The 21,328-nt window shown below is 61.3% G+C and carries 21 protein-coding genes; 5 read left to right on the forward strand and 16 right to left on the reverse strand.

What is annotated here, in order from left to right; genetic code table 11:
* Positions 1-16: 16 nt before the first annotated feature.
* The 13 genes from Q8O29_RS12245 to Q8O29_RS12305 form a co-directional block, all read right to left on the reverse strand.
* The gene (locus Q8O29_RS12245) at positions 17-772 is read right to left on the reverse strand and encodes a 1-acyl-sn-glycerol-3-phosphate acyltransferase (protein WP_305563161.1); all 756 of its coding nucleotides are present in this window, start codon (positions 770-772) and stop codon (positions 17-19) included.
* An 83-nt stretch (positions 773-855) separates the two neighbouring features.
* A complete protein-coding gene (gene gmhB / locus Q8O29_RS12250; RefSeq protein ID WP_305563223.1) occupies positions 856-1,470 on the reverse strand; it encodes a D-glycero-beta-D-manno-heptose 1,7-bisphosphate 7-phosphatase in 615 nt (204 codons plus the stop codon).
* The gene (locus tag Q8O29_RS12255; protein ID WP_305563163.1) at positions 1,410-2,159 is read right to left on the reverse strand and encodes an FkbM family methyltransferase; all 750 of its coding nucleotides are present in this window, start codon (positions 2,157-2,159) and stop codon (positions 1,410-1,412) included. The genes gmhB and Q8O29_RS12255 overlap by 61 nt, the downstream gene beginning before the upstream one ends.
* Positions 2,156-2,695, reverse strand: a complete 540-nt coding sequence (locus tag Q8O29_RS12260; RefSeq protein WP_305563165.1) for a DUF6036 family nucleotidyltransferase — start codon at positions 2,693-2,695, stop codon at positions 2,156-2,158. Before Q8O29_RS12260 ends, Q8O29_RS12255 begins: the two co-directional genes overlap by 4 nt.
* Before the next feature lie 5 nt (positions 2,696-2,700).
* Positions 2,701-3,015, reverse strand: coding sequence for a hypothetical protein (locus Q8O29_RS12265; RefSeq protein WP_305563167.1), 315 nt, complete (start codon positions 3,013-3,015; stop codon positions 2,701-2,703).
* A gap of 23 nt (positions 3,016-3,038) precedes the next feature.
* Positions 3,039-5,135, reverse strand: a complete 2,097-nt coding sequence (glyS, locus tag Q8O29_RS12270) for a glycine--tRNA ligase subunit beta (RefSeq protein ID WP_305563169.1) — start codon at positions 5,133-5,135, stop codon at positions 3,039-3,041.
* Positions 5,136-5,576: a type II toxin-antitoxin system VapC family toxin gene (locus Q8O29_RS12275; protein ID WP_305563170.1), complete on the reverse strand. Its 441-nt coding sequence runs from the start codon at positions 5,574-5,576 to the stop codon at positions 5,136-5,138.
* 2 nt (positions 5,577-5,578) lie between these two features.
* Complete coding sequence (locus Q8O29_RS12280) at positions 5,579-5,836, reverse strand: AbrB/MazE/SpoVT family DNA-binding domain-containing protein (protein ID WP_305563172.1); 258 nt, start codon at positions 5,834-5,836, stop codon at positions 5,579-5,581.
* Positions 5,837-5,903: 67 nt separating this feature from the next.
* Positions 5,904-6,809 carry a glycine--tRNA ligase subunit alpha gene (glyQ, locus tag Q8O29_RS12285; RefSeq protein WP_305563174.1) on the reverse strand — a complete coding sequence of 302 codons (906 nt, stop codon included), beginning with the start codon at positions 6,807-6,809 and terminating at the stop codon, positions 5,904-5,906.
* Positions 6,810-7,340: 531 nt separating this feature from the next.
* The gene (gene lnt, locus Q8O29_RS12290; protein WP_305563176.1) at positions 7,341-8,969 is read right to left on the reverse strand and encodes an apolipoprotein N-acyltransferase; all 1,629 of its coding nucleotides are present in this window, start codon (positions 8,967-8,969) and stop codon (positions 7,341-7,343) included.
* Between the two features lie 12 nt (positions 8,970-8,981).
* Entirely contained in the window at positions 8,982-9,848 is an 867-nt protein-coding gene (locus tag Q8O29_RS12295) for an HlyC/CorC family transporter (RefSeq protein WP_305563225.1), read from the reverse strand.
* A 133-nt stretch (positions 9,849-9,981) separates the two neighbouring features.
* Entirely contained in the window at positions 9,982-11,301 is a 1,320-nt protein-coding gene (locus Q8O29_RS12300; protein ID WP_305563178.1) for a sulfatase, read from the reverse strand.
* Between the two features lie 20 nt (positions 11,302-11,321).
* The gene (locus tag Q8O29_RS12305) at positions 11,322-12,323 is read right to left on the reverse strand and encodes a tripartite tricarboxylate transporter substrate-binding protein (protein ID WP_305563180.1); all 1,002 of its coding nucleotides are present in this window, start codon (positions 12,321-12,323) and stop codon (positions 11,322-11,324) included.
* 80 nt (positions 12,324-12,403) lie between these two features.
* Between Q8O29_RS12305 and Q8O29_RS12310 the strand changes: the two genes are divergently transcribed.
* Entirely contained in the window at positions 12,404-12,958 is a 555-nt protein-coding gene (locus tag Q8O29_RS12310) for a MarR family winged helix-turn-helix transcriptional regulator (protein ID WP_305563182.1), read from the forward strand.
* Between the two features lie 97 nt (positions 12,959-13,055).
* On the opposite strand, the gene Q8O29_RS12315 is transcribed toward Q8O29_RS12310, so the two are convergent.
* Together Q8O29_RS12315 and Q8O29_RS12320 are read right to left on the reverse strand one after the other, a co-directional pair.
* Positions 13,056-13,775: a GNAT family N-acetyltransferase gene (locus Q8O29_RS12315; protein WP_305563184.1), complete on the reverse strand. Its 720-nt coding sequence runs from the start codon at positions 13,773-13,775 to the stop codon at positions 13,056-13,058.
* Positions 13,776-14,178: 403 nt separating this feature from the next.
* Positions 14,179-14,652, reverse strand: coding sequence for an Lrp/AsnC family transcriptional regulator (locus tag Q8O29_RS12320; protein ID WP_305563186.1), 474 nt, complete (start codon positions 14,650-14,652; stop codon positions 14,179-14,181).
* Between the two features lie 127 nt (positions 14,653-14,779).
* Here Q8O29_RS12320 and hppD point away from each other — a divergent pair, with 127 nt between their 5' ends.
* The 4 genes from hppD to Q8O29_RS12340 all read left to right on the forward strand — a co-directional run bounded on the left by hppD (position 14,780) and on the right by Q8O29_RS12340 (position 18,291).
* Positions 14,780-15,913, forward strand: coding sequence for a 4-hydroxyphenylpyruvate dioxygenase (gene hppD / locus Q8O29_RS12325; RefSeq protein WP_305563188.1), 1,134 nt, complete (start codon positions 14,780-14,782; stop codon positions 15,911-15,913).
* Positions 15,914-16,051: 138 nt separating this feature from the next.
* Complete coding sequence (gene phhA, locus Q8O29_RS12330; RefSeq protein WP_305563190.1) at positions 16,052-16,888, forward strand: phenylalanine 4-monooxygenase; 837 nt, start codon at positions 16,052-16,054, stop codon at positions 16,886-16,888.
* A 162-nt stretch (positions 16,889-17,050) separates the two neighbouring features.
* Positions 17,051-17,605 carry a hypothetical protein gene (locus tag Q8O29_RS12335; protein ID WP_305563192.1) on the forward strand — a complete coding sequence of 185 codons (555 nt, stop codon included), beginning with the start codon at positions 17,051-17,053 and terminating at the stop codon, positions 17,603-17,605.
* Positions 17,602-18,291 (forward strand): class I SAM-dependent methyltransferase, encoded by a 690-nt coding sequence (locus tag Q8O29_RS12340; RefSeq protein WP_305563194.1) that lies wholly within the window; start codon positions 17,602-17,604, stop codon positions 18,289-18,291. The genes Q8O29_RS12335 and Q8O29_RS12340 overlap by 4 nt, the downstream gene beginning before the upstream one ends.
* Here Q8O29_RS12340 and Q8O29_RS12345 read toward each other — a convergent pair.
* Positions 18,281-21,319 (reverse strand): AAA family ATPase, encoded by a 3,039-nt coding sequence (locus Q8O29_RS12345; RefSeq protein WP_305563196.1) that lies wholly within the window; start codon positions 21,317-21,319, stop codon positions 18,281-18,283. The genes Q8O29_RS12340 and Q8O29_RS12345 overlap by 11 nt on opposite strands.
* Positions 21,320-21,328: the final 9 nt, after the last annotated feature.

Here is a 21,328-nt window from a genome sequence, read left to right on the forward strand (position 1 = left end):
GCGCTGCAGCCCCGCATCAAACCTTCGCGCCGGCAGTCTCCGGATAGGCTTCTGGGTCCAGGCGCCGCATCTCGGCTTCTATCCAGGCCTGGACTTCCTGCATCAACTCTTCCGGCTTGCGGCCGACGCTGCTGATCGGCTTGCCGATCGAGATGTCAACGATGCCCGGCTTTTTGATAAAGGCCTTGCGCGGCCAGCATTTGGCCGAGGTCACGGCGATCGGGATCACCGGCGCGCCAATTTCTATCGCCAGCCGCGTGCCGCCGGTCTTGTAGACGCCCTGCTGCCCGCGTTCTATGCGCGTGCCTTCGGGGAACATGATGACCCAGACGCCTTGACTCATCAGCCGGCGGCCCTGCTCAACCACCTTGTTGAAGGCCTGCGCGCGCTGGCTGCGGTCGATGTGAATCATGTCCATGCGGGACATGGCCCAACCGAAAAACGGCACGTACAGTAACTCTTTCTTGAACACATAGGCCAGCGGGTGGGGCATCAGGGTCGGCATCGAAAACGTCTCCCAGGTGCTCTGGTGCTTGAGCAGCAGCACGGCGGCGCTGGTCTCGCCGGTCGGCAGGTTTTCCATGCCAGTCACCCGGTTTTTAATGCCGAGGATGACGGTGCCGCCGCTGACCGCCACCCGCAGCCAGCCGGCGCACAACCAGTAAATCTGCGTGCTGCTGCCGAACAGCGAAAAAATCAGGACAGCCAGCCCCCACGGGATCACGGTGACAGTCATCCACAGAAGATGCAGGATGGAGCGGATCAGGAGCATGGTGTGTCTTCTCAATCAAATTGATATGTTTCAGGGCTCTAGCCCATGTACAGCGGGCGCAAGCAGCTATTGTTTTTATAGCATCAGGGGGCCGCAGTGCGGCTCAGGACAAACTCTACGAAGGCACCCAGGTCGGCGTGCAGGCGCGTGCCTTCAGGCAGGCCCTCGGGCTGTCCACCGTCCTTGTAGGGCTCGGACTTGCCGGTCAGCACCAGGTGCGGCTCGCAGCCGGCTGCGGCACCGGCCAGCAGGTCTCGCACCGAGTCGCCGGCGGTTGGCACGCCCTTGAGTGGCACACCAAAGCGCGCGCCGATCTGCTCGAACAGGCCGGGCAGCGGCTTGCGACAAGTGCAGCTTTCTTCCGGGCTGTGCGGACAATAAAACACCGCGTCGATGCGTCCGCCCTGCGCAGCCAACAACTTGTGCATCTTGGCGTGCATGGCGTTGAGTGACGCCACGTCAAACAGGCCGCGGCCCAGCCCCGATTGGTTCGAAGCAATCACCACATGCCAGCCGGCGTGCGTGAGCCGGGCGATGGCTTCCAGCGCACCCGGCAAGGGCTCCCACTCTTCCGGCGCCTTGACGTAGTCGTCGCTATCGCGGTTGATGGTTCCGTCGCGGTCGAGGATGACAAGTTTCATGCGGGCTCCGCCCTGGGTCTGAAAATGAAGTTGTTGTAATAGTCCTTGGCGTCCCAGAAACGCTCGCCCGCCTGCCTCTGGTGCAGCGCCTCGCGAAACTCTGCCGCTGGCAACTCGCCGATGCCCGGCATGGCCAGCGTCGCGCTGTACCCGAGCGACTCCACCAGCGTGATGAAGTCCTGCACGGTTTTGCCGGACGGCAGGTGGCGGCCTTCGCACTCGATCACCAGCAGCGGCTTGTCGCGCCGGATCAGCGTCAGCGCGCCCTGCAGCACCGCCAGCTCATGACCTTCGACATCCATCTTGATCACGCGCACCGGCGCATGCAATTTTTCTGCAGCATAGGCGTCAAGCGTCGTGACGCGCACCGTTTCCGTGTGGCAATCGGTCTTGTCGGCAATGCTGGCCTCCAGCGACGCGCCCGGCGAATGGCTGTTGCCGGGCACAAACAGCTGGAGCTCGCCCTGCTGGTTGGACAGCGCCAGGTTTTCGACAGTGACGTTGGTCAAACCGCTGCGCTGGCAGGCGCCCGCCAGGTACTGCGCCAGCGTGCGCTGCGGCTCAAACGCCACCACTTGCGCCGTGCCGGCCCAGCGCGCCATCGAATACAGGTAACTGCCCTTGTTGGCACCCACATCCAAAGCCACACCGCCGCCGCGCAGCGCTTGCCGAATCGCGCGCAGCTCAAACACCTGATCGCGGTAGCGTGTTTTCCAGGCGCGCCAGGCCAGTTTGATATCCATCATGGCTGGCCTACCCCGGCTGCTTCCTGGGCGCGGCGCTGGGTCCACTGGATGATGTGCGCAAGGTCGTGTTTGGCGGCATCCAGAAGGCCAATACGCGCAACCAGAACATCCAGCTTCACCAACTGGTGCTGTAGCAGCGTACGAACGTAATCGGCGTCCTTTGGCCTGCCCGCCGCGCATTTGGAGGTGGCCAGGTCGTGTATGTCAGGGCAGATGGCGGTCACCTCACCGACGTAAGTCAATACCGCCCTGTCCATCCAGTCCTTAGGCAGACTGGCGGATTCTGGACCGACGCCATCCGCGTGGTATCCGAAGGTATCGTGAAAGGTGGACAACGCCCCAATGGCGCCATCGATCAGATCCGATTTTTCAGGGTGCAGCGCCGGGTAAAGGTCAATCTCGGTTGACCGCAGCAGCAGGGCGGGTGGATCATCCAGCAGCAACAAGATAGCCTGGCTGCCGACCAGAACAAAGCTGGTTTCGTTGGCTATGGCCGAGCTGGCACGCAGCACATGGGCAAGTTCACTGCGCTGCATGAAAACTATGCGGCGCTTTGCGCGCGCAACGCCTGCCTCTCGGCGGGCGTCAGCACAAAGCCCAGCGGAGACACATTGCGCAAGGTGGCAGCACGGTCGCTGTCTGCGCAGACCTGATCGAGCAATACATCCAGATCGCCACTGAGCAATGCCTGCCATTCGTCCAGGTAAGGATCGGATGCGCTCGGGCCCCGCTGATCGTGCCAGCGCTTCAAGGTGTGCAACGCGCGCTCGACAAGCTCAGGCTCTGCCGCAAGCCGGGGAATGGCGGCGCGATGAAAGGCCTGCGTGAAGGCGTTGAGCTGCTGTGTCGATGGCATGGGGTGATTATCGAGCCGAACGATCAGCTTGCCAACTTCGACAAGTCAGCCACACGGTTCATCGCCGCATGCAGCGTGGCCAGCAAGCCAAGACGGTTCAGGCGCAAGTCGGTTTGTTCAGCATTGACCATCACGCCTTCGAAGAAAGCGTCCACCGGCTCACGCAGCGCAGCCAGGGTTTGCAGCGAGGCTGCGTAGTCGCCGGCGTCAAACTGCGCGCTGGCCTGCGGTGCCACCTGCTTCATCGCGGCATGCAAGGCTTTCTCAGCCGGCTCCTGCAGCAGCAACTCGCTGACATGGGCGTCCGCGCCGTCGGTTTTTTTGAGAATATTGCTGATGCGTTTGTTGGCGGAGGCCAACGCAGGGGCTTCGGGCAAAGCGGCGAAGGCGCGTACGGCGGCGAGGCGTTTGGGGACATCGCCGAGGCGCTGCGGGCGCAACGCCAGCACGGCATCGACTTCCTGAGCGCTGTAGCCCTGCTCGCGCAAGGAACCGGCGAGGCGGTCATAGATAAATTCGACCAGCGCGCTGGACGCATCCTGAATCTTCTCGCCGAACACCGGCTGGGCGCCTTCGACCAGTTCGACCAGCCCCAGAGGCAGGTCTTTTTCAACCAGCATGCGAATCACGCCCAGCGCGTGTCGCCGCAATGCAAACGGGTCCTTGTCACCGGTCGGAAAATTGCCGATGCCAAACATGCCGACCAGAGTTTCCAGCTTGTCCGCCAGCGCGACGATCACGCCGACGGTGTTGCGCGGCAAGTCGTCACCGGCAAAGCGCGGCTTGTAGTGGTCTTCAATCGCATCGGCAACGTCAACACTCAGGCCGTCATTGAGCGCGTAGTACCGGCCCATGATGCCCTGCAACTCTGGAAACTCGCCGACCATGTCGGTCACCAGGTCGGTCTTGGCCAGCTCGGCGGCGCGCTGCACGTCAACAACCCGTCCGGCGTCGATGCGATTGGCAATGGCCTCGGCGATCGCACGCACACGCTTGATGCGATTGCCCTGCGAGCCCAACTTGTTGTGATACACGACCTTGCCCAGGCCTTCGACGCGCGAAGCCAGTGTCTTCTTGCGGTCCTGGTCAAAGAAAAACTTGGCATCGGCCAGACGCGGACGCACCACGCGCTCGTTGCCCTGAATCACGACACTCGCGTCTGCGGGGCTGATGTTGCTGACCACCAGAAACTTGTTGCTCAGCTTGCCGGAGGCTTCGAGCAGTGGAAAGTATTTCTGGTTGGCCTTCATGGTGAGGATCAGGCATTCCTGTGGCACGTCCAGAAACTCTTTCTCAAATTCGCAGACCAGCACATTGGGACGCTCGACCAGCGCGGTCACTTCATCCAGCAGCGCTTCGTCGTCGATGGCCTTGACACCGCCGCCAACTTTGGCGGCGGCTGCCGCAAGTTGTTTGGCGATCTCGGTCTTGCGCTTCGAATAACTTGCGATCACCTTGCCTTGTTCCAGCATCTGCACTTCGTAGCTATCCGCCTCCCGAATTGCAAAGGCCTTTACATCCGATTCAAATCTGTGGCCTTCGGTCATGTTGCTGGCTTCAAGCCCGAGGGCTTTGACGCCGAGGACAGTCTCACCATGCAGTGCGATGAGGCGATGCACGGGACGCACAAACTTCACATCGCTCCAGCCGTCGGCCAACTGGTAGGTCATGACCTTGGGAATTGGCAACTTGGCAATCGCCTCAAGCAGGGCTTTCTGCAAGCCTTCGACGAGAGTGGCGCCCTTGACGTTGCTGTCGTAGAACAAGGCTTCGGCTTTGCCGTCCATGGCTTTTTTCAGGCCCCCCACGGCAGAAGCGTCGGCGCCCAGCGCCTGTAGTTTCTTGAGCAGCGCCGGCGTGGCCTTGCCCGATACATCCAGCCCCACCGCCACCGGCATGAGTTTTTGTGACACCGCCTTGTCGGCGCCTTGCGCAGCAACAGCAGTCACATGCGCGGCCAGGCGGCGTGGGGAGGCAAAACTTGTAAGGACCGATCCGGGCGTCGTCAGCCCCTGGGTTTTCAGCTGTTCGAACAGCACACCGGCAAACGCATCGCCCAATTTTTTGAGCGCCTTGGGCGGCAGTTCTTCCACAAACAGTTCAACAAGGAGATTTTTCATTCACACTTTTCCAGAAAAATTCACTGTGCGCAGCCCCAACTTTTTTGCAGCCTTTTGCATCACAACATCCATGCTTGCCAGCGCTGTGCAGCCCGTGCGCCTGGCCAGGCTCAGATGCAGGGCGTCCGGCGCTCTCAAGTTGGTGCCTGACTGGGCGCACAAAACCGCAGCCTCGTCAAAGTCAATCGTTTCGACCAGCTCACACCGCGTCGATGCCAGTATGGACAGGCCTTTTTGGCCCGCCAATTCCACTTCTTTCTTGCTCAGCTGTTTGGTGCGTTGTTTGATGGCCAGCGCGCTTGCCAGCTCGGTCCGGCTCCACGGGCAGCTTACCAATTCAATGCCGTCTGATCGGGCAAACCAGCCCAGCACCTGATCGGTCTCGGGCTCTGGGCACAACATGGCCATCAGCACATTGGTATCCAGGTAAACCACCTTCACGTTCAGTAGCCCTGGTCACGCATCCAGCGCACGACAGACCGGCCCATTGGCCAGTCTTTGTGCATGGCACGCAACTCGTCAGCCAGTTGGGCGCGCGATGCGGTCAACGGCTCTGAACCGGACTTGACGACGCGCAACTCACGACCGGCCGTCACTTCTGCCTGCACACGGCTGCCTTCACGCAAGCCGACTTGTTTGACCAACGCAGTGGGTAGCCGCAGCGCCAGACTGTTGCCCCATTTGCCAACTTGCAGCTCCATGATTCACCTCAATGTATAAACAGGTATCTACATTATAGCCATCAAGAACGCGACAGCAACCAGGGGCTCATGCAGCCTTCTTCGTCATCTGTTCCACCCACTCGCGCGGCGCCATCGGAAAGTCAAGCCGTTCGCGGCTTTCGTAATAACTTTGCGCCACGGCACGGGCCAGGTTGCGGATGCGGCCGATGTAGGCGGCGCGTTCGGTCACGCTGATTGCGCCGCGTGCGTCCAGCAGGTTGAAGCTGTGCGCGGCTTTCAGCACCTGCTCGTAGGCCGGCAGGGCAAGCTGGACCTCGATCAGATGTTTGACTTGCTTTTCATGCGCGGCAAACGCTGTGAACAGAAAATCCGCGTCGCTGTGCTCGAAGTTATAAGTAGATTGCTCCACCTCGTTCTGCTTGTACACGTCGCCATAGCTGAGGTTCTCGGTCCACTTCAGGTTGTAGACGTTGTCCACACCCTGCAAATACATGGCCAGGCGCTCCAGGCCGTAGGTGATCTCGCCGGTGATGGGTTTGCAGTCAATGCCGCCGACCTGCTGGAAGTAGGTGAACTGCGTGACTTCCATGCCGTTGAGCCAGACTTCCCAGCCCAGACCCCAGGCGCCCAGCGTGGGGTTTTCCCAGTCGTCCTCGACAAAACGGATGTCGTTCTTTTTCAAATCGAAACCCAGCGCCTCCAGCGAACCGAGGTAGAGCTCCAGGATGTTGGCGGGCGCGGGCTTGAGCACCACCTGGTACTGGTAGTAGTGCTGCAGGCGGTTCGGGTTCTCCCCGTAGCGGCCATCTTTGGGCCGGCGGCTGGGCTGCACATAGGCCGCCTTCCAGGGCTCGGGACCCAGCGCGCGCAAAAAAGTGGCTGTGTGAGAAGTACCGGCACCGACTTCCATGTCATACGGCTGCAAAAGCGCGCAGCCCTGCGCGTCCCAGTAGGACTGGAGCTTCAAGATGATTTGCTGAAAGGTCAACATAGATAGGGTGGGCGGCGATGCAGGGCCAGAATGGAAAGACGAGGCAGGCCTGAACCCGCGGAACCTTTGATTTTACGGAGCTTTGTCCGGTTTACCCTCAAAGCGCAAGGAAAGATGACAGCCCAAGGCCTCAGCGTGGGCACGCTGGCGCTGTTGCGCGACCTGCCGGTCGGCGGCAAACGTTTTTTGCAGAAAGCCGATGGTTATGTGGCGATGCAGCGTGGGGGGTGAAATCACAGCCGCACGCCCCGGACACCATGCTGCGTATGGGCCAGGTTGTATGCTAATTTTTAAAGCCAAATCGGCCCCCAGCCCATAGTTGGTGGACAAAAGTAGCTCCTTTTTTTATAGCGCCGGCTGTGCCCGCTAGGAGTCTGGGCGGCAGAAGGCGTCGAAGCGAAAAGTGGCCCCGGCGAGGACAGTTTTTGCCGGGTTTGCAGCCTCATAGCCGTAGCTATGGGGCAAGAAGCCGGTGAAAAATGGACCGTCGCGGCCGCTTTGCAGCCGACGTTCCTTCTGCCGCCCAGGCTCCTAGCGGCGGCGCCGCGCCAACCAGGCCAACAGCACCAGCGCACCGGCCCCACCCCAGAAGGGCCAGAGCCCGAAACGCGAGACCCACTGCGCATAAGGCGTCAAGCCGTTACGGCCTTCGACCTCGCCGACCAGCGCGCCGCGTGTGTGGCGCGGCAACTCATGCGTGACCTTGCCGGCGTGGTCGATGATGACGGTGGCGCCGGTGTTGGTGGCGCGGACCATGGGACGCTCAAACTCCAGCGCGCGCATGCGCGAGATGGCCAGGTGCTGGTCGATCGCCACCGTATTGCCAAACCAGGCGATGTTGCTGACGTTGACCAGGATGGTCGGGGCCGTCGCCGCGTCGGAAAAGGCCACGGCCAGTTCCTCGCCGAACAGATCCTCGTAGCAGATGTTGGGCGCCAGCCGCTGGCCCTGCCATTCGAAGGAGGGCTGGCCCAGCGCGCCGCGGCTGAAGTCGCCGAGCGGGATGTTCATGAGGTTGATGAACCAGCGAAAACCCGGCGGCACAAACTCGCCAAACGGCACCAGGTGGTGTTTGTCGAAGTGGTAACTCTGGGCCGCGCCGGCGGCTGAGGCCGGTTTGAGCCCGACCACCGAGTTGGCATATCCGGCGGTGGTAGTGCCCATAGGAATACCGATCAGCGCAGCCTGCCCGCCCGAGGCAAAACGCGATTGCAGCGCGCCCCAGTAGCCTTCGGGCAGTTGCTGCGGCAACAGCGGCAACGCGGTTTCGGGTGCGACCACCAGCGCGGTTTTTGCGCCCTGCAACTGCTCGCCGTACCAGCGCAGGGCGGTCGCCATGCCGCTGCCCGGCTGGAATTTTTCGTTCTGCGGAATATTGCCCTGCAGCAGCGTGACCTGCAGGCTGCCCGCCGACGTGGAGGTGGGGCGCCCCGCCAGCACGGCCACACCGACAATCACCAGCGCCGTCAGCGGAAACACCAACACCTGGCGCCGCGACTGGCCCCAGCCAGCCAGGCTGGCGGCCAGAAAGGCGGCCAGGAAGGTGATGCCGTGAACACCGATCCAGCGCGCATAGTCGTCGAGCCAGCCGCTCAAATGGGCGTAGCCGGCCTCGCCCCAGGGAAAGCCGGTGAAAAACTCGACGCGCGCCAGTTCGGCCAGCAGCCACAGCGCCGCAAACACCAGCGCGCGGCGGGTGCGGCCGGCCGGCGCGATGGCGACAAACACGGCGCAGGCCAGCGCGTAGTAGCTGGCCAAGAAAACCGCCAACCCGACGACGGCCAGCACAGCCAGCGGCGCGGCCAGCCCGCCATAGGTGTGCAGCGAGATGAACAGCCACCAGAAAGTGCCACACAGCCAGGCCGTGGCAAATAGCCAACCCAGCGTCAGCCCCTGCCGGACGGTCCCGCAGCGGTCCAGTTGCCAGGCCAGTCCGGCCAGCGCCAGCAGTTGCAGCCACCAGAGCGGCTGGCCTTGCGGCAAGCCGAGCGCGAAGGGCCAGGCGATGCTGGCTGCATGCGCGCCGCCAGCGAGCAGCACCCCGATCAGTTGCAGCAGCGAAATGCCTTTTTCCTTTTGCCGGGGGAAACCGATGTGCTCAAGCAGTGCCGGCAGGGTAGGCAGCGAAGACACCCTACTGTCGATGGGTTGCCGTCCCATGCCGCGTGGTCGTTATGGCGCCGGAGTGCTGGCCGTGGCGGCCGGCGAAACCTTGAACCAGCGCACCGCGCCGCCCTTGGTGTGCAGCACGGTGAACTGCAGGCCGGCCAGCCCATACACCTCGCCGCGTTTGGGCACATGGCCCATCTCATGCGCGACCAGACCGCCAATGGTTTCAAAGTCGGCGTCCAGCAGCTTCACCCCGAAGGCCTCGCTGACACGCTCGATCGAGGTGTCGCCGCTGACTCGGTAGGTATGGTCGGTCAGCCCGAAGATGTCGCCGTCATCCTCGGCAATGTCGAATTCGTCCTCGATCTCGCCGACGATCTGCTCGAGCACGTCTTCAATCGTGATCAGGCCGGCAACGCGGCCGAACTCGTCGATCACGATAGCCAGGTGATTGCGATTGCCTCGGAACTCGCGCAGCAGGTCGTTCAGGCCCTTGCTTTCGGGCACAAACACCGCCGGACGCAGCAGCGCGCGAATGTTGAGCTCGGGCGCGCGCTGCAGCTTGAGCAGGTCCTTGGCCATCAGGATGCCGATGATGTTTTCCTTCTCGTTTTCGTAAACGGGAAAGCGCGAGTGTGCGGTGTCTATCACCAGGTGCAGCAACTCGTCAAAGGGCGCGTCGATGTTGACGGCGTCCATACGCGGCGCGGCTACCATCACATCCCCGGCCGTCATGTCGGCCATGCGGATCACGCCCTCCAGCATCTCGCGGCTTTGCGCGCCAATCACATCGTTGTCCTGGGCTTCGACCAGGGTTTCGATCAGTTCGTCTTTGGAATCAGGCCCTGGGTGGAGCATCTCGGCGAGCTTTTGCAGAAAGCCGCGTTTGTCTTCCGGCTTGGAAGGTCTACTGGGGGGGTTGTCGGACACGTAGGTGCGCGGTAGTGGGTAAGCTGCCAAGGATAACGTACTTCGATCAGTGCTGAGGCCAGCTTGGGCCATCCTTCGACAAGCACAGGACGATTGCCACCCGCAGTGAGCGGCCGTGGGGGTCGACATCTGGCTATCGCTGCGGCATGTCCTTGGCCGAATAACCCAGGCTCACCGTGGCATCGGCTGGAATCGGCGGCATGCTGTCGTTCCAGCGCATCCATTCTTCACGCATGTCCGCCAGGCGGCCGGGCTCTCGGCCGGCCAGGTTGGCGCGTTCGCGCTCGTCGGCGGGGATGTTGAAGAGGTAGTCGTTGCCGTCCACCTGCAAGTACTTCCAGTTGCCGTCGCGCAGCGCACGTTGATCACGGTGGTTCATGCGCCAGTAAAGAGGGCGTGAAAACTGATGGCCTGCATCGACCAGCACCGGCAACAGCGAGACACCATCGAGCGGGTACGCGGCGTCGGCTGACACGCTGGCGGCGTCCAACATGGTCGCCGACCAGTCCATGGTCATGCAGTGCTGTTCGCTGACCTGGCCCGCTGCAATCTGTGCCGGCCAATGTGCAATCCAGGGCACACGAATGCCACCTTCGGTCAGGTCCATCTTGCCGCCGACCAGCGGCCAGCTGTCGGAGAAGCGCTCGCCGCCGTTGTCGCTGGTGAACACCACCAGCGTGTTGTCGGCCAAGCCGTGACGGTGCAGGGCATTCATCACCTGGCCAATGCCTTCATCCATGTGGTGAATCATGCGGCGGTAACTGTGGATGTTGCCGCCGTGCAGGTGAAACAACTTGTCCTTGATCTCCTGCGCCAACGCCTCATCGTCGCGCGTCTCCCAGGGCCAGTGCGGCGCGGTGTAATGCATGCTCAGAAAAAAAGGCGTGCCGACTTTGGCAGCGCCTGCCATGCGGTCGACATAGTCCACCGAGCGTTGCGAGATCAGGTCGGTCAGGTAGCCGTCTTCCTTTTTTTCTTCCTCGCCAAACCACAGGTCATGGCTGCCGTTCGATGCGCAATGCGTGAAGTAGTCCACCCCGCCGGACATGGGGCCAAAGAACTCTTCATAACCCGAGCGCAAGGGCCCGAAATACGGCGGATAACCCAGGTGCCACTTGCCAATCAAAGCCGTGCGGTAACCGCTTTGCCGCAGCAGCGACGGCAGCGTGGGGTGATCGGGCGGCAAGCCCAGCGTGCTGCTGCTGCGGCTTTTGCTGCTGATGGGTTCTTCAGCGGCGCCGCGCAGGCGGTACTGGTAACGTGCGGTCATCAGCGCAAAACGGGTGGGCGAGCACACCGGCGAGTTGGCATAGCCTTGCGTGAATTTCAGGCCGTTGGCGGCCAAGCCGTCGAGCACCGGCGACACCGGTGCGCGGCCGCCATAACAGCCCAGGTCGGCGTAGCCGAGGTCGTCAGCGACGATGAAGATGATGTTGGGACGGCTTGAAGTCATCAGGCGCAGCAGTCCATTCGTCAGGCCTCAGGCTTGAAGCCAGAGCGGCGGATGACGGGGCTCCACTGCGCATTGAAGGCCTTGAGCGCAGCAGCGGTTTGGGCCTGGTTCATGGCCACCGGCACCATTTTGGCGGCCTCAAATTTGGCGCGTGTGTCGGGCTCTTGCATGATCTGGAGCACGGTTTTTGCCAGCAGATCCACCATCGGTTTGGGCGTAGTCGCCGGGGCAAACAGCGTGTTCCACCCGGTGGCCACCAGCGGCAGGCCCTGTTCCTTGAAGGTGGGCACGGTGGGCGAGAAGAGCGAGCGTTTGGCCCCGGACGTTGCCAGAATACGCAGCTTGCCGCCCTCGTGCTGCGGCAGCAGCGAGTCCAGCGTATCGAAGGCAATGGGGATCTGTCCGCCGATCAGGTCGTTAAGCAGCGGCGCTGATCCCCGATAACCCACCACCTCCACCCGGGTCTGCGCCATGTGGCTGACCATCAGCGCAAAAAAGTGCGGCAAGCTGCCAGTGGCCGGCACACCCGCGTTGGCCTTGTCGGGGTTGGCGCGTATCCAGGCGAGCATGTGCGAGACCTCCCGAACCGGCAGGGCCGAGCTGACGGCCACGCCAAAGTCGTAGTCCGTCACTGCGGCCACCGGCACAAAGTCGGTCAAAGGGTTGAATTTGAGGTCTTTGTAGATCAGCGGCGCGACACTCATGACCGCCGGGTTGCCGATCATCAGCACCGTCTGGTCGGGCGGCGTATTGACCAGCTGCTGCGCCGCCAGGCGTCCGCCTGCTCCCACGCGGTTATCAACAATCACCGGGCGTTTGAGCAACTGCTGCAGGCGCTCACCCACCATACGCGCGGCGCGGTCGGACGCACCGCCCGGTGGGTAGCCGACCACGATGCGTATCGGCCCGGTCTGGGCCCACCCGAGGCGTGGCAGTGCCAGGCCCGCAGCCACTGTGCAGGCGGCGGTATGGAGCAGAATTTTGCGGCGGTTGGGTGCAGCAGGTGGCAGGGGCTGTGGCATGATAAATCTCCGGTTGGAGCCGCGATTGTCCCGGCGCCACCCTTGATTGCGGAAATCAATCATCCTCGGGAGTAACCCTGATGCCCGCCTCCCCTGATGCCCCTGAAGCAGTTTCGCGCCTGGCCTCGCCCGAGGTTCTGGACGACCTTCTGCTCTACCGCTTGAGCCGACTGCAGGCCACCGCTGGCGGCATGGTAGTGCGGCACTGCGAGGGCCGCTTCGGCATCACCCGGCGCGAATGGCGCATCGTGGCTCTGCTGGCTTCGCGCGGGCCCATGGGCTCTTCGGAGCTGGCAGAACATGCCCACCTGGACCGGCCGCGCACCTCCAAAGCGGTCACCACCCTGACAGAGAAAAAACTGGTCAACCGCAGCAGCCGCGCCGGCGATGCGCGGCAGATCCGGCTGGCGCTGACGGCCGCCGGCAGCGCCCTGCACGCGCAGCTTTTTCCACTGGTGCGGCAGATCAACCAGGATGTGCTGCAGGTCCTGCAGCCAGCGGAAATTGCCCTGCTGGCTGACATCCTGACGCGCCTGCAGCAAAGCGCCGACACCCTGGCTGCTGAAGGGGGTTTGCCGCTGGCCGACAGGCGCCACGGCAGCAGCGCACGGCGCTACAAACCCGCTGCGGATTGAAATTTCAGCGCGGGGGCGAGGTTTTTCCGCCAAGCCGCGCCCCCCTCGGGGGCAGGGGCGCTACACGCAGTGAGCAACCGTGGGGGGGGGGCCATCCTCACTTGTGGTCGCGGCTGTCGCGCACGCCGCGCCGCACTTCCTGGACCATTGCCAGAATGCCCCAGAACTGCTGGGCCTGAACCTTGAGGCGGTAGTCGGTCTGGGCGATCTGCTCTTCCACCATCTCGGTCATGCGCGAGTCCAGATCGGCCGGGGGCAGCTTGAGGTAGGCCTCGCTTTCAGACCCGTCGCGCTCGATCACCGCGCCGGCCTTGCGGGCGATATTGAGCATGGCGGTGTTTTCGCTGAGCGCGTGGATGAACATCATGCTCACGCCTTCATTGCGGGCGTGTATCACGGCGCGGTCAAACAGCCGTGCGCCATAGCCACGGCCGCGTGCGTGCCGCAGCACCGACACGCCAAACTCGGCGCAGCTTTTCAGATCAGGGGCCACCGACAGCGCCAGATGCGCCATGGCGATCAGCTCCAGTTTTCGGTTGTAAATGCCGAAGATTTCGTCACGCTCGAAGTTGAGGCTGGCGACATAACGGCGAACCTGCTCGTCGCTGGCGGCGTAACCGAAGCGCAGGTAGCGGTCGTGCGGCTCCAGCGCCAGCAAATGCTTTTCAATGCGCTCCCCGTGGCTGGGGCCCATCGAACGGATAGGCACCATCACGGGCGCTCTGTGCGGCGGACGTACGTTTTCATCCACAGGTGGGCGGAAGAATTCCTTGCCTGCATTCAGGGAAGCTTTAAAAAGGGTGCCGGGAGTAACCATGCATTCAATATAAGGGTTTTCCCTAGAAAATCCAACCTGAAGGGCCTCTGCCGGCAGCACAAGAGGGTGGGAGCGGTAATAACTTAAAATTACAAGCCAAATTGGCCTCTAGCCCTTTACCGATGGGCGCAAGTAGCTATAAAATTAATAGCAAATGAGCGCTTCCAGGCTCGCCCCGGTTGGCAATCGTCACCGCCAAAACCGGTAGCCGCCCCTATTTCACCCCCCGATTATTGATCTTTTCCAAATACACGACAGTGAATTGGACTGCTCCCACCCTCGCCCCTTGGGAGGGGGTCGGGGTGAGGGATTGAGCGTTCTGACTGTCATGGTTCGGAAACGCTCAATAAGCGCCCAAGCACGCTCAAAAACAAGCCGGCCAGAGGCAAGCGGCCGCGCCACCTCAAACCGGCACGGCGGTCGTCGCCTTGACGCGGTCCAGCACAAAGCTGGTTTTGCAGTCCTGCACGCTGGGGTGTTTGAGCAGGGTGTCCATGATGAAGCGGCTGTAATGACCCATGTCCGCCACCACCACCCGCAGCAGGTAGTCCATCTCGCCCGTCAGCGCTGCACACTCCACCACTTCGGGCCAGGTCTGCACACTGGCACGGAACAGGTCCATGGGATTGCGCTTGTGCGATTCGGTGTGTTTTTCCAGCCGCACATTGATATAAGCGGTCAGCCCCAGCCCGACCGCTTCGGGTTTGACCAGCGCCACATAACGGTCGATCACACCGCTTTCTTCCAGTCGCTTGACGCGGCGCAGCACCGCGCTCGGCGACAGACTGACCTGCTCGGCGATCTGTTCATAAGTGGCGCGCCCATCTGCCTGAAGGCTGCGCAATATGAGCCTGTCCAGCTTATCCAATGCTTCCATATTGCTTATTTTGCAGGTTTACTGCGTGATTGCCAAGATAAGCGCCTTGGTTTGCATAAAACGTGAGGGCCGGCACCGGTAAAGTCAGACTATCTGTACCCTGTAGCTGTATATGCCTGGAGACACCATGACTTCCCCCGTCACCCCCGCCCTCAAAACCGCCACTGCCGCGTGGGACAACCCCATGGGCACCGACGGCTTTGAATTCATCGAATACGCCGCACCTGAACCGGCCGCCATGGGCGCGGTGTTCGAGCGCATGGGTTTCAAGCCGATTGCGAAGCACCGCCACAAAAACGTCACGCTGTACCGCCAGGGCGGCATCAACTTCATCATCAATGCCGAGCCCGATTCCTTCGCGCAGCGTTTTGCGCGCCAGCACGGCCCCAGCGTCTGCGCCATCGCCTTCCGCGTGCAGGACGCCAAGGCCGCCTATGAGCGCGCGATCAGCCTGGGCGCCTGGGGTTACGCCCACACCGCAGGCCCCGGCGAGCTGAACATTCCGGCCATCAAGGGCATCGGCGACTCCATCATTTATTTCATTGACCGCTGGCGCGGCAAGAACGGCGCAAAAGACGGTGACATCGGCAACATCGGCTTCTTCGATGTGGACTTTGAACCACTTTCCAATGGGTCGGGTGCTGAGCTGAACCCCGCCGGCCACGGCCTGACCTACATCGACCACCTGACCCACAACGTGCACCGCGGCCGCATGGCCGAATGGTCGGGTTTTTACGAGCGCCTGTTCAACTTCCGCGAAGTGCGCTACTTCGACATCGAAGGCCAGGCCACTGGCGTCAAGAGCAAGGCCATGACCAGCCCCTGCGGCAAGATCCGCATCCCGATCAATGAAGAGGGCAATGAAAAAGCCGGCCAGATCCAGGAGTACCTCGACAGGTACCAGGGCGAAGGCATCCAGCACATCGCCATGGGCTCCGACGACCTGTACGCCACGGTCGATTCGCTGCAGCTCAGCGGCATGAAGCTGCTGAACACCGGCGACACCTATTACGAACTGCTCGACAAACGCATCCCCGCCCATGGCGAAAACGTGGCCGAGCTGCAAGCGCGCAACATCCTGGTGGACGGCGCGCCGGGCGAGTTGCTGCTGCAGATATTCAGCGAGAACCAGCTCGGCCCGATCTTCTTCGAGTTCATCCAGCGCAAGGGCAACCAGGGGTTTGGCGAAGGCAACTTCAAGGCGCTGTTTGAAAGCATGGAGCTGGACCAGATGCGGCGTGGTGTTCTGGAAAAAGCGTAAACGTCGATGACCCTTGAAATCTGTCATTGCGGGCTCGACCCGCAATCCATGCCTCGCAGGCCAAGATGGTGGCGCATGAAATCTGGATCCCAGATCAAGTTCGGGATGACGGGCAAATCCGAATTCGGGAGCTTCTGAATGGCTGTTGATCCTGTTGTTTATGGGGCCAGCGAGCGCCCGCCACGCGGCGACTACACACGTGCTGGCGCTGACTACACCTGCCCGCAAGACTACGACAGCTACACCGCAGCTAACCACGACACCTACCGGCGCCTGTACGCGCGCCAGGCGGCGCTGCTGCCTGGCTTGGCCTGCGACGAGTTCATCACCGCCCTGCCCTCGCTGGGCGCGAGCGACCACATCCCACGCTTCGAGGACATCAACCAGCGCCTGCGCAAAGCCACCGGCTGGGAAATTGTCACCGTGCCGGGCCTGATTCCGGAGGTGCCGTTTTTCACGCTGCTGGCCAACCGCAAGTTTCCGGTGACCGACTGGATACGCAAGCCGGAAGAGTTCGACTACATCGTCGAGCCCGACGTGTTTCACGACCTGTTCGGCCATGTGCCGCTGCTGTTCAACCCGGTGTTTGCCGACCACATGCAGGAGTACGGTAAGGGCGGGCTCAAGGCCCACGGGCTGGGCGCCTGCGAGCAGCTGAGCCGCCTCTACTGGTACACGATTGAGTTCGGGCTGATCCAGCAAAAAGACGGACTGCGGGCTTACGGCGCCGGCATTCTGAGCTCTTCGGGCGAGCTGCGTTATTCAGTGCAAAGTCCCGAACCCCAGCGCCTGCCGCTCGACATTGAGCGCACCATGCGCACCCGGTACAAGATCGACAGCTACCAGCAGACCTACTTCGTGATCAACAGCTTTCAGGAGCTGTTTGATAAAACCGCGCCGGATTTTGAGCCGGTTTATGAACGGCTTCACAGGCTGCCGCAACTACCCGCCAACACGGACTCTACGGCAATATAGACCTCCAGAAGTGCGCTCTTTCGCACTGATACAACACATTGCAATTGAGGCCCCGGAGGCAGCCAGAAGAAAAGGTGTGTCAAACACCCGGGCCCCTTCTCAAGCAAAAAACTAAGCCCTACACTCGCAGTGCCTTAACACTACGTTGCAACTTTTACCAACGTGCGGCATTTTTACAACCGTAACTTCAGGAGAGCATCTATGGGCTATTTCATGAAAGAACACGACATCCATGTTGGAAGTCTGCTTGACCAACTCAATGTCCGTTTTGGCCCCACGCCGGACAAGAAGACCCACTTTGGTGGCATTGACGAAATGGTTGTGCTGCAGAAAGAGTTCAAGATTTTCAAGAAGGGACGCTCTTTCAAATCAAGCGTTGCGGTTCTCAACATCGGCGCCTCCAATGCAGAGGCCAAAAACCGCATGCATGAGTACTTCGACAATCTGGGTAAACATGACTCCAGCGTCGCGGGCCAAAATGGCGATGTCGCTATCGTGAACGCCATCATTCGTAACTTGGGTGCCAAGAGCCCATTGCCGGTTTATTTCACCTTCCACGACATGCGCGCTGAAAAAGGCAACACCCGCGTGCTGATCAGTGACAAAAGCCGGCCACTGGCCTACTTCAATCAGGACTACCTGACCATCTCCCTGCCCACCATGGCCTTGAAGGCTGCAAAACCTGCGGCGAAAGCAGCCAAGAAAACAGCCAAGTGACAAAAATCGGGGCGGACCACGCCGCAGTGAAAACTGCCGCTGCACCCCTCCCCGATCCAGCGCTTGCCGGTGTGTACGACGAAGTAGAGCGTTACTACACCGGCAAGGTGCTGGCCCACGGGGCCACACCCTTGGGCGCAGACTGGACTTGCCAGCCTACGCAGGAGCTGCGCTTCATCCAGCTACTGAAGTTATGCGATTTCAGCCAGGCCTTTTCATTGAACGACGTCGGCTGCGGTTATGGCGCACTGGCTGGCTTTCTGGCCAGGCGGCACCGTAACGCCAAAGTGGATTACCTGGGCATGGATTTATCGCAAGCGATGATCGAACAGGCCAGGCTCCGCCAAGCAGCCAATATCCGGACCCGATTTGTCGCTGGCACATCTATCCCGCGCGTTGCTGACTATTCGGTGGCCAGCGGCATTTTTAACGTCAAGCTGACGCAGCATGCTGACCGGTGGCAACTCTTTGTAGAAAAAACATTGTCTGAAATAAACCAGACAAGCCGGCTTGGCTTTGCCGTCAATTTTCTCGCTCCACAACCAGAGAATTTTCAATCGATTACAGAGCTATACCGCACCCCTGCTGAAGTCTGGGTGCAGTATTGCGAACTGCAGTTCAACACTCGCGTCGAACTTGTCAGGGGTTACGGGATGAACGAGTTCACCCTGCTGGTCACGCGCTGACTTCTACCGGCTTGCCGAGAGTCTGGATGCGTGCGCACTCGCGTTGTAGGGATTCCTCATAGATCGTCGCACCGGTCAAACGCACCAGCTCTGCCGCCATCGCAAATAATGGCTTCGCCTGCGCAACACCTATTAATCCGTGCTTGTCCAAAAGTGCAGCTGCGCTAGTTATAAGGGCCCGGCACTCGGGAAGTCGCGTGCTTCGCCGTCGGGCCAAGGCTATTGCTTCGCCGCCAAGCTCGACCGCCCGGTCTGCCTGCCCAAGCTGGCGATAACACTCAGCAAGGCTGGCAAGAATCTCAGTTTCATACTCCATTGCCACTTTAGCTCCACGAACAAGCGCCAGCGCGTCTGTGAGGGTGCTAGCAGCCGTAACGAAATCGCCCGCAATACTGACTGTTGTAGCTCTGCAGCTCAGCGCAAAAACGCGCAGATAAGGGCCCTCATGTTTGGCGGCAATCTCTTCCACATGAGCGTAATGCTCCTGTGCGATGGATGCACTCTGTCGGCACCATGCAAGGTCAATGTAGCCAAAGTGCGCAAACTGCATGATGACCGGGTCGTTGGACGACTGTCCCAGCACCAGCAGCTGCTGCAGACATTCTTCGGCGTCTCCCAACCGCCCCAAACGTGTCAGCAACCGGGCGCGCATGCCCAATACCCAATGCTCCACACTGAAACCTATCCATTCGCGGTCAAACCGGTCTATGGCGCTCATACCCTGCATCGCGGCCGTGTTGGCGGCAAGCGCTTGCTCCAGCAGGCCGGCCCATGCGTAGGCCTGGCTCAGTGCAGCGTTGATCATTGCCTCGCGACCAGGGTCTGCGCCCGGCTCCATCAGAAACTGCGCCTGCCGCAGAAGATCGACATAACCGTCTGCCGGGCCGCCACTGGCCTGCAACATGCGCCCTTCAGCCATCAGAAGAAGTTGCATCAAACGCCCGTCCATCTCACCTGCGAGAGCCTTGGCCTCGTCAATAAATGGCTGCACTTCCTGTAAAACCAGGCCTTCGCGCCAGCCAAGTACCGCAATCTGCCCGCCCGCGCGAACCCGCAAACTGTCGGCCCTGGCAGAGCGGGCCTGGCCCTGCAACAGCGAGCGCACCTTGTGCCAGTGCTTGATGGCGAGTGCCGAGTTCGTGGCTCCCACCCACTGCGCAGCACGGGACGAATGGTGAGCCGCATCCACATGCTGCCCAGCCGACTCATAGTGATATGCGATAAGAGCGGCATATTCGTCAAGCTGGTCGCGGTAATAAACCTCCATGGCCAGCGCCACCGCGCAATGGAGGGGGCCACGTCGAACCTTGAGCTGAGTGCTGTAGGCTACCTCCTGAATCAGCGGGTGGCGAAACGCAAAGCGCCGCCCCCCAACCGCCGGCTGCGGAAGAATGAGATCGGCATGGCACAGCCCGTCCAGCCCCTTTTCGATGACGCTGGCAAGCGGGCTGGCCATGTGCTCCAGCACTGCCAGAGGAATCTCTTTGCCAATGATGGCGCACATTTGCAGCAGGGTTTTTTCAGGCTCGCCCAGCCGGTCCAACCGGGCACCAATCACTGCCTGCACGGTCGGCGGCAGCGAGCGTTCTATTGCTTGAAGGGCTTCCGCGCTGAGGTCGGCCTCTTCTGCCAGAAACCCGCCATCGGCCAGCGAGCGCACCAGCTCTTCTGCAAAAAATGGGTTGCCACCACTTCGCTTGACCACAAGCCGGCACATCTCGCGAAGCTCTTCGCGCGGGCCTATCAGGGACCGGACGAGATGTTCAATCTCACTGCCGCTGAGCTGATCCAGTTCGACTTTCTGGAAATTATCGAACTGGGCCCACGGCAGCCGATAAGACGGCCGAAAATTGAGCACCACCATGGTCTGGGTAGCGGCTGCAGCCTCCACCAGAGTTGCCACAAATTCTTCGCTCGCTTCGTCCAGCCAGTGCAAGTCTTCAATCAGGATCACACTAGTTGTGGCGGCATCATGCTTGACGAGTTCACGCACCAGGCTGAGAAGGCGGGCATGGCGCAACTTGGGGTTGAGCCCGGGTAGCAGCGCACTGCCTGCTTCGGCCACACCCAAAAAATCGTAAAGCAAAGCCAGATCAGCCTCAGACGGGGGGCCTAGCTGGGCCAGGCGCGCGGTAATTCGGGCTCTGGCTGCGGCGCCATCGTCGGCTGGCGTGATCCGGAAAAAGAAAGTCCTCAAAAGACTCAGTCCCGGCTGCAACGGCATGGCATGGCCATAGGGCTGCGCACGCACCTCAAAAACAGGAATCGAATGGCTGCGGCACCACTGGGTGAATTCATGGCAAAGGCGGCTTTTGCCCGCCCCAGGCTCGCCTGAGATTCCAACCGCCCGCGCCTGGCCCCTTTCGGTCAGAAGAAGTGCCTGCTTGAGAACATCCATTTCGCCGGTTCGCCCGAGAAACGGCGTCAGACTGCCTTGCTGCGTGAGACGGTTGGTCGAGGCGGCCTTGAGCCCAACCAAGGCGTAAATACCGGTGTGGCCAGAAATGCCTTTGAGCAGGTGTTTGCCCATAAAACGCACGTCGCCGCTCGATCGAAGCAGGGCGTAGCAGCTTTCAGTGGCACAAATACCCCCTGGCTCGGCCAGGCCCACCACCCGGCTGGCCAGGTGAATCGTCAGACCATGGGCACCGCCGCCCCGGCCATCGGCCTGCTGCGGGTCAGACGCAACCTGGCCAGAATGCAGGCCGACACGAATACGAAAACCCAGCGAGTCGCCCTTGAAGGCCTGCTGCATGTCAAGGGCTGCCTCGCAGGCCAGCAGGGCATGGCCCTCCAGCGCCTTCGGTGCGCCAAACAAGGCCATCACGCCGTCTCCCATGGTTCTGACCACGGTGCCGGAGAACTTTTCGATGGACTCACACATCAACGCCAGGGCTGGTCCGAGGCGCTCCATGGCCTGCTCGGCATCCAGGTCGGCAATCTGTTCAGTAGAACTAACGATGTCGGCAAACAGCACGGTGGCTTGTTTGAGCTCACCCCAGGCAGGCACAGCCGGAATAACGGGCAAGGCGGCTGC

The organism is Polaromonas sp. (genome assembly GCF_030689685.1).
Lineage (GTDB): Bacteria > Pseudomonadota > Gammaproteobacteria > Burkholderiales > Burkholderiaceae_C > Polaromonas.

Excerpts from the sequence above, each read along its gene's own strand:
- Q8O29_RS12245 (WP_305563161.1), bottom strand. The coding sequence starts at position 772 with ATGCTCCTGATCCGCTCCATCCTGCATCTTCTGTGGATGACTGTCACC.
- Q8O29_RS12255 (WP_305563163.1), bottom strand. The coding sequence starts at position 2,159 with ATGATGGATATCAAACTGGCCTGGCGCGCCTGGAAAACACGCTACCGC.
- Q8O29_RS12260 (WP_305563165.1), bottom strand. The coding sequence starts at position 2,695 with ATGCAGCGCAGTGAACTTGCCCATGTGCTGCGTGCCAGCTCGGCCATA.
- Q8O29_RS12265 (WP_305563167.1), bottom strand. The coding sequence starts at position 3,015 with ATGCCATCGACACAGCAGCTCAACGCCTTCACGCAGGCCTTTCATCGC.
- glyS (WP_305563169.1), bottom strand. The coding sequence starts at position 5,135 with ATGAAAAATCTCCTTGTTGAACTGTTTGTGGAAGAACTGCCGCCCAAG.
- Q8O29_RS12280 (WP_305563172.1), bottom strand. The coding sequence starts at position 5,836 with ATGGAGCTGCAAGTTGGCAAATGGGGCAACAGTCTGGCGCTGCGGCTA.
- glyQ (WP_305563174.1), bottom strand. The coding sequence starts at position 6,809 with ATGTTGACCTTTCAGCAAATCATCTTGAAGCTCCAGTCCTACTGGGAC.
- lnt (WP_305563176.1), bottom strand. The coding sequence starts at position 8,969 with ATGGGACGGCAACCCATCGACAGTAGGGTGTCTTCGCTGCCTACCCTG.
- Q8O29_RS12300 (WP_305563178.1), bottom strand. The coding sequence starts at position 11,301 with ATGACTTCAAGCCGTCCCAACATCATCTTCATCGTCGCTGACGACCTC.
- Q8O29_RS12305 (WP_305563180.1), bottom strand. The coding sequence starts at position 12,323 with ATGCCACAGCCCCTGCCACCTGCTGCACCCAACCGCCGCAAAATTCTG.
- Q8O29_RS12310 (WP_305563182.1), top strand. The coding sequence starts at position 12,404 with ATGCCCGCCTCCCCTGATGCCCCTGAAGCAGTTTCGCGCCTGGCCTCG.
- Q8O29_RS12315 (WP_305563184.1), bottom strand. The coding sequence starts at position 13,775 with ATGGTTACTCCCGGCACCCTTTTTAAAGCTTCCCTGAATGCAGGCAAG.
- Q8O29_RS12320 (WP_305563186.1), bottom strand. The coding sequence starts at position 14,652 with ATGGAAGCATTGGATAAGCTGGACAGGCTCATATTGCGCAGCCTTCAG.
- hppD (WP_305563188.1), top strand. The coding sequence starts at position 14,780 with ATGACTTCCCCCGTCACCCCCGCCCTCAAAACCGCCACTGCCGCGTGG.
- phhA (WP_305563190.1), top strand. The coding sequence starts at position 16,052 with ATGGCTGTTGATCCTGTTGTTTATGGGGCCAGCGAGCGCCCGCCACGC.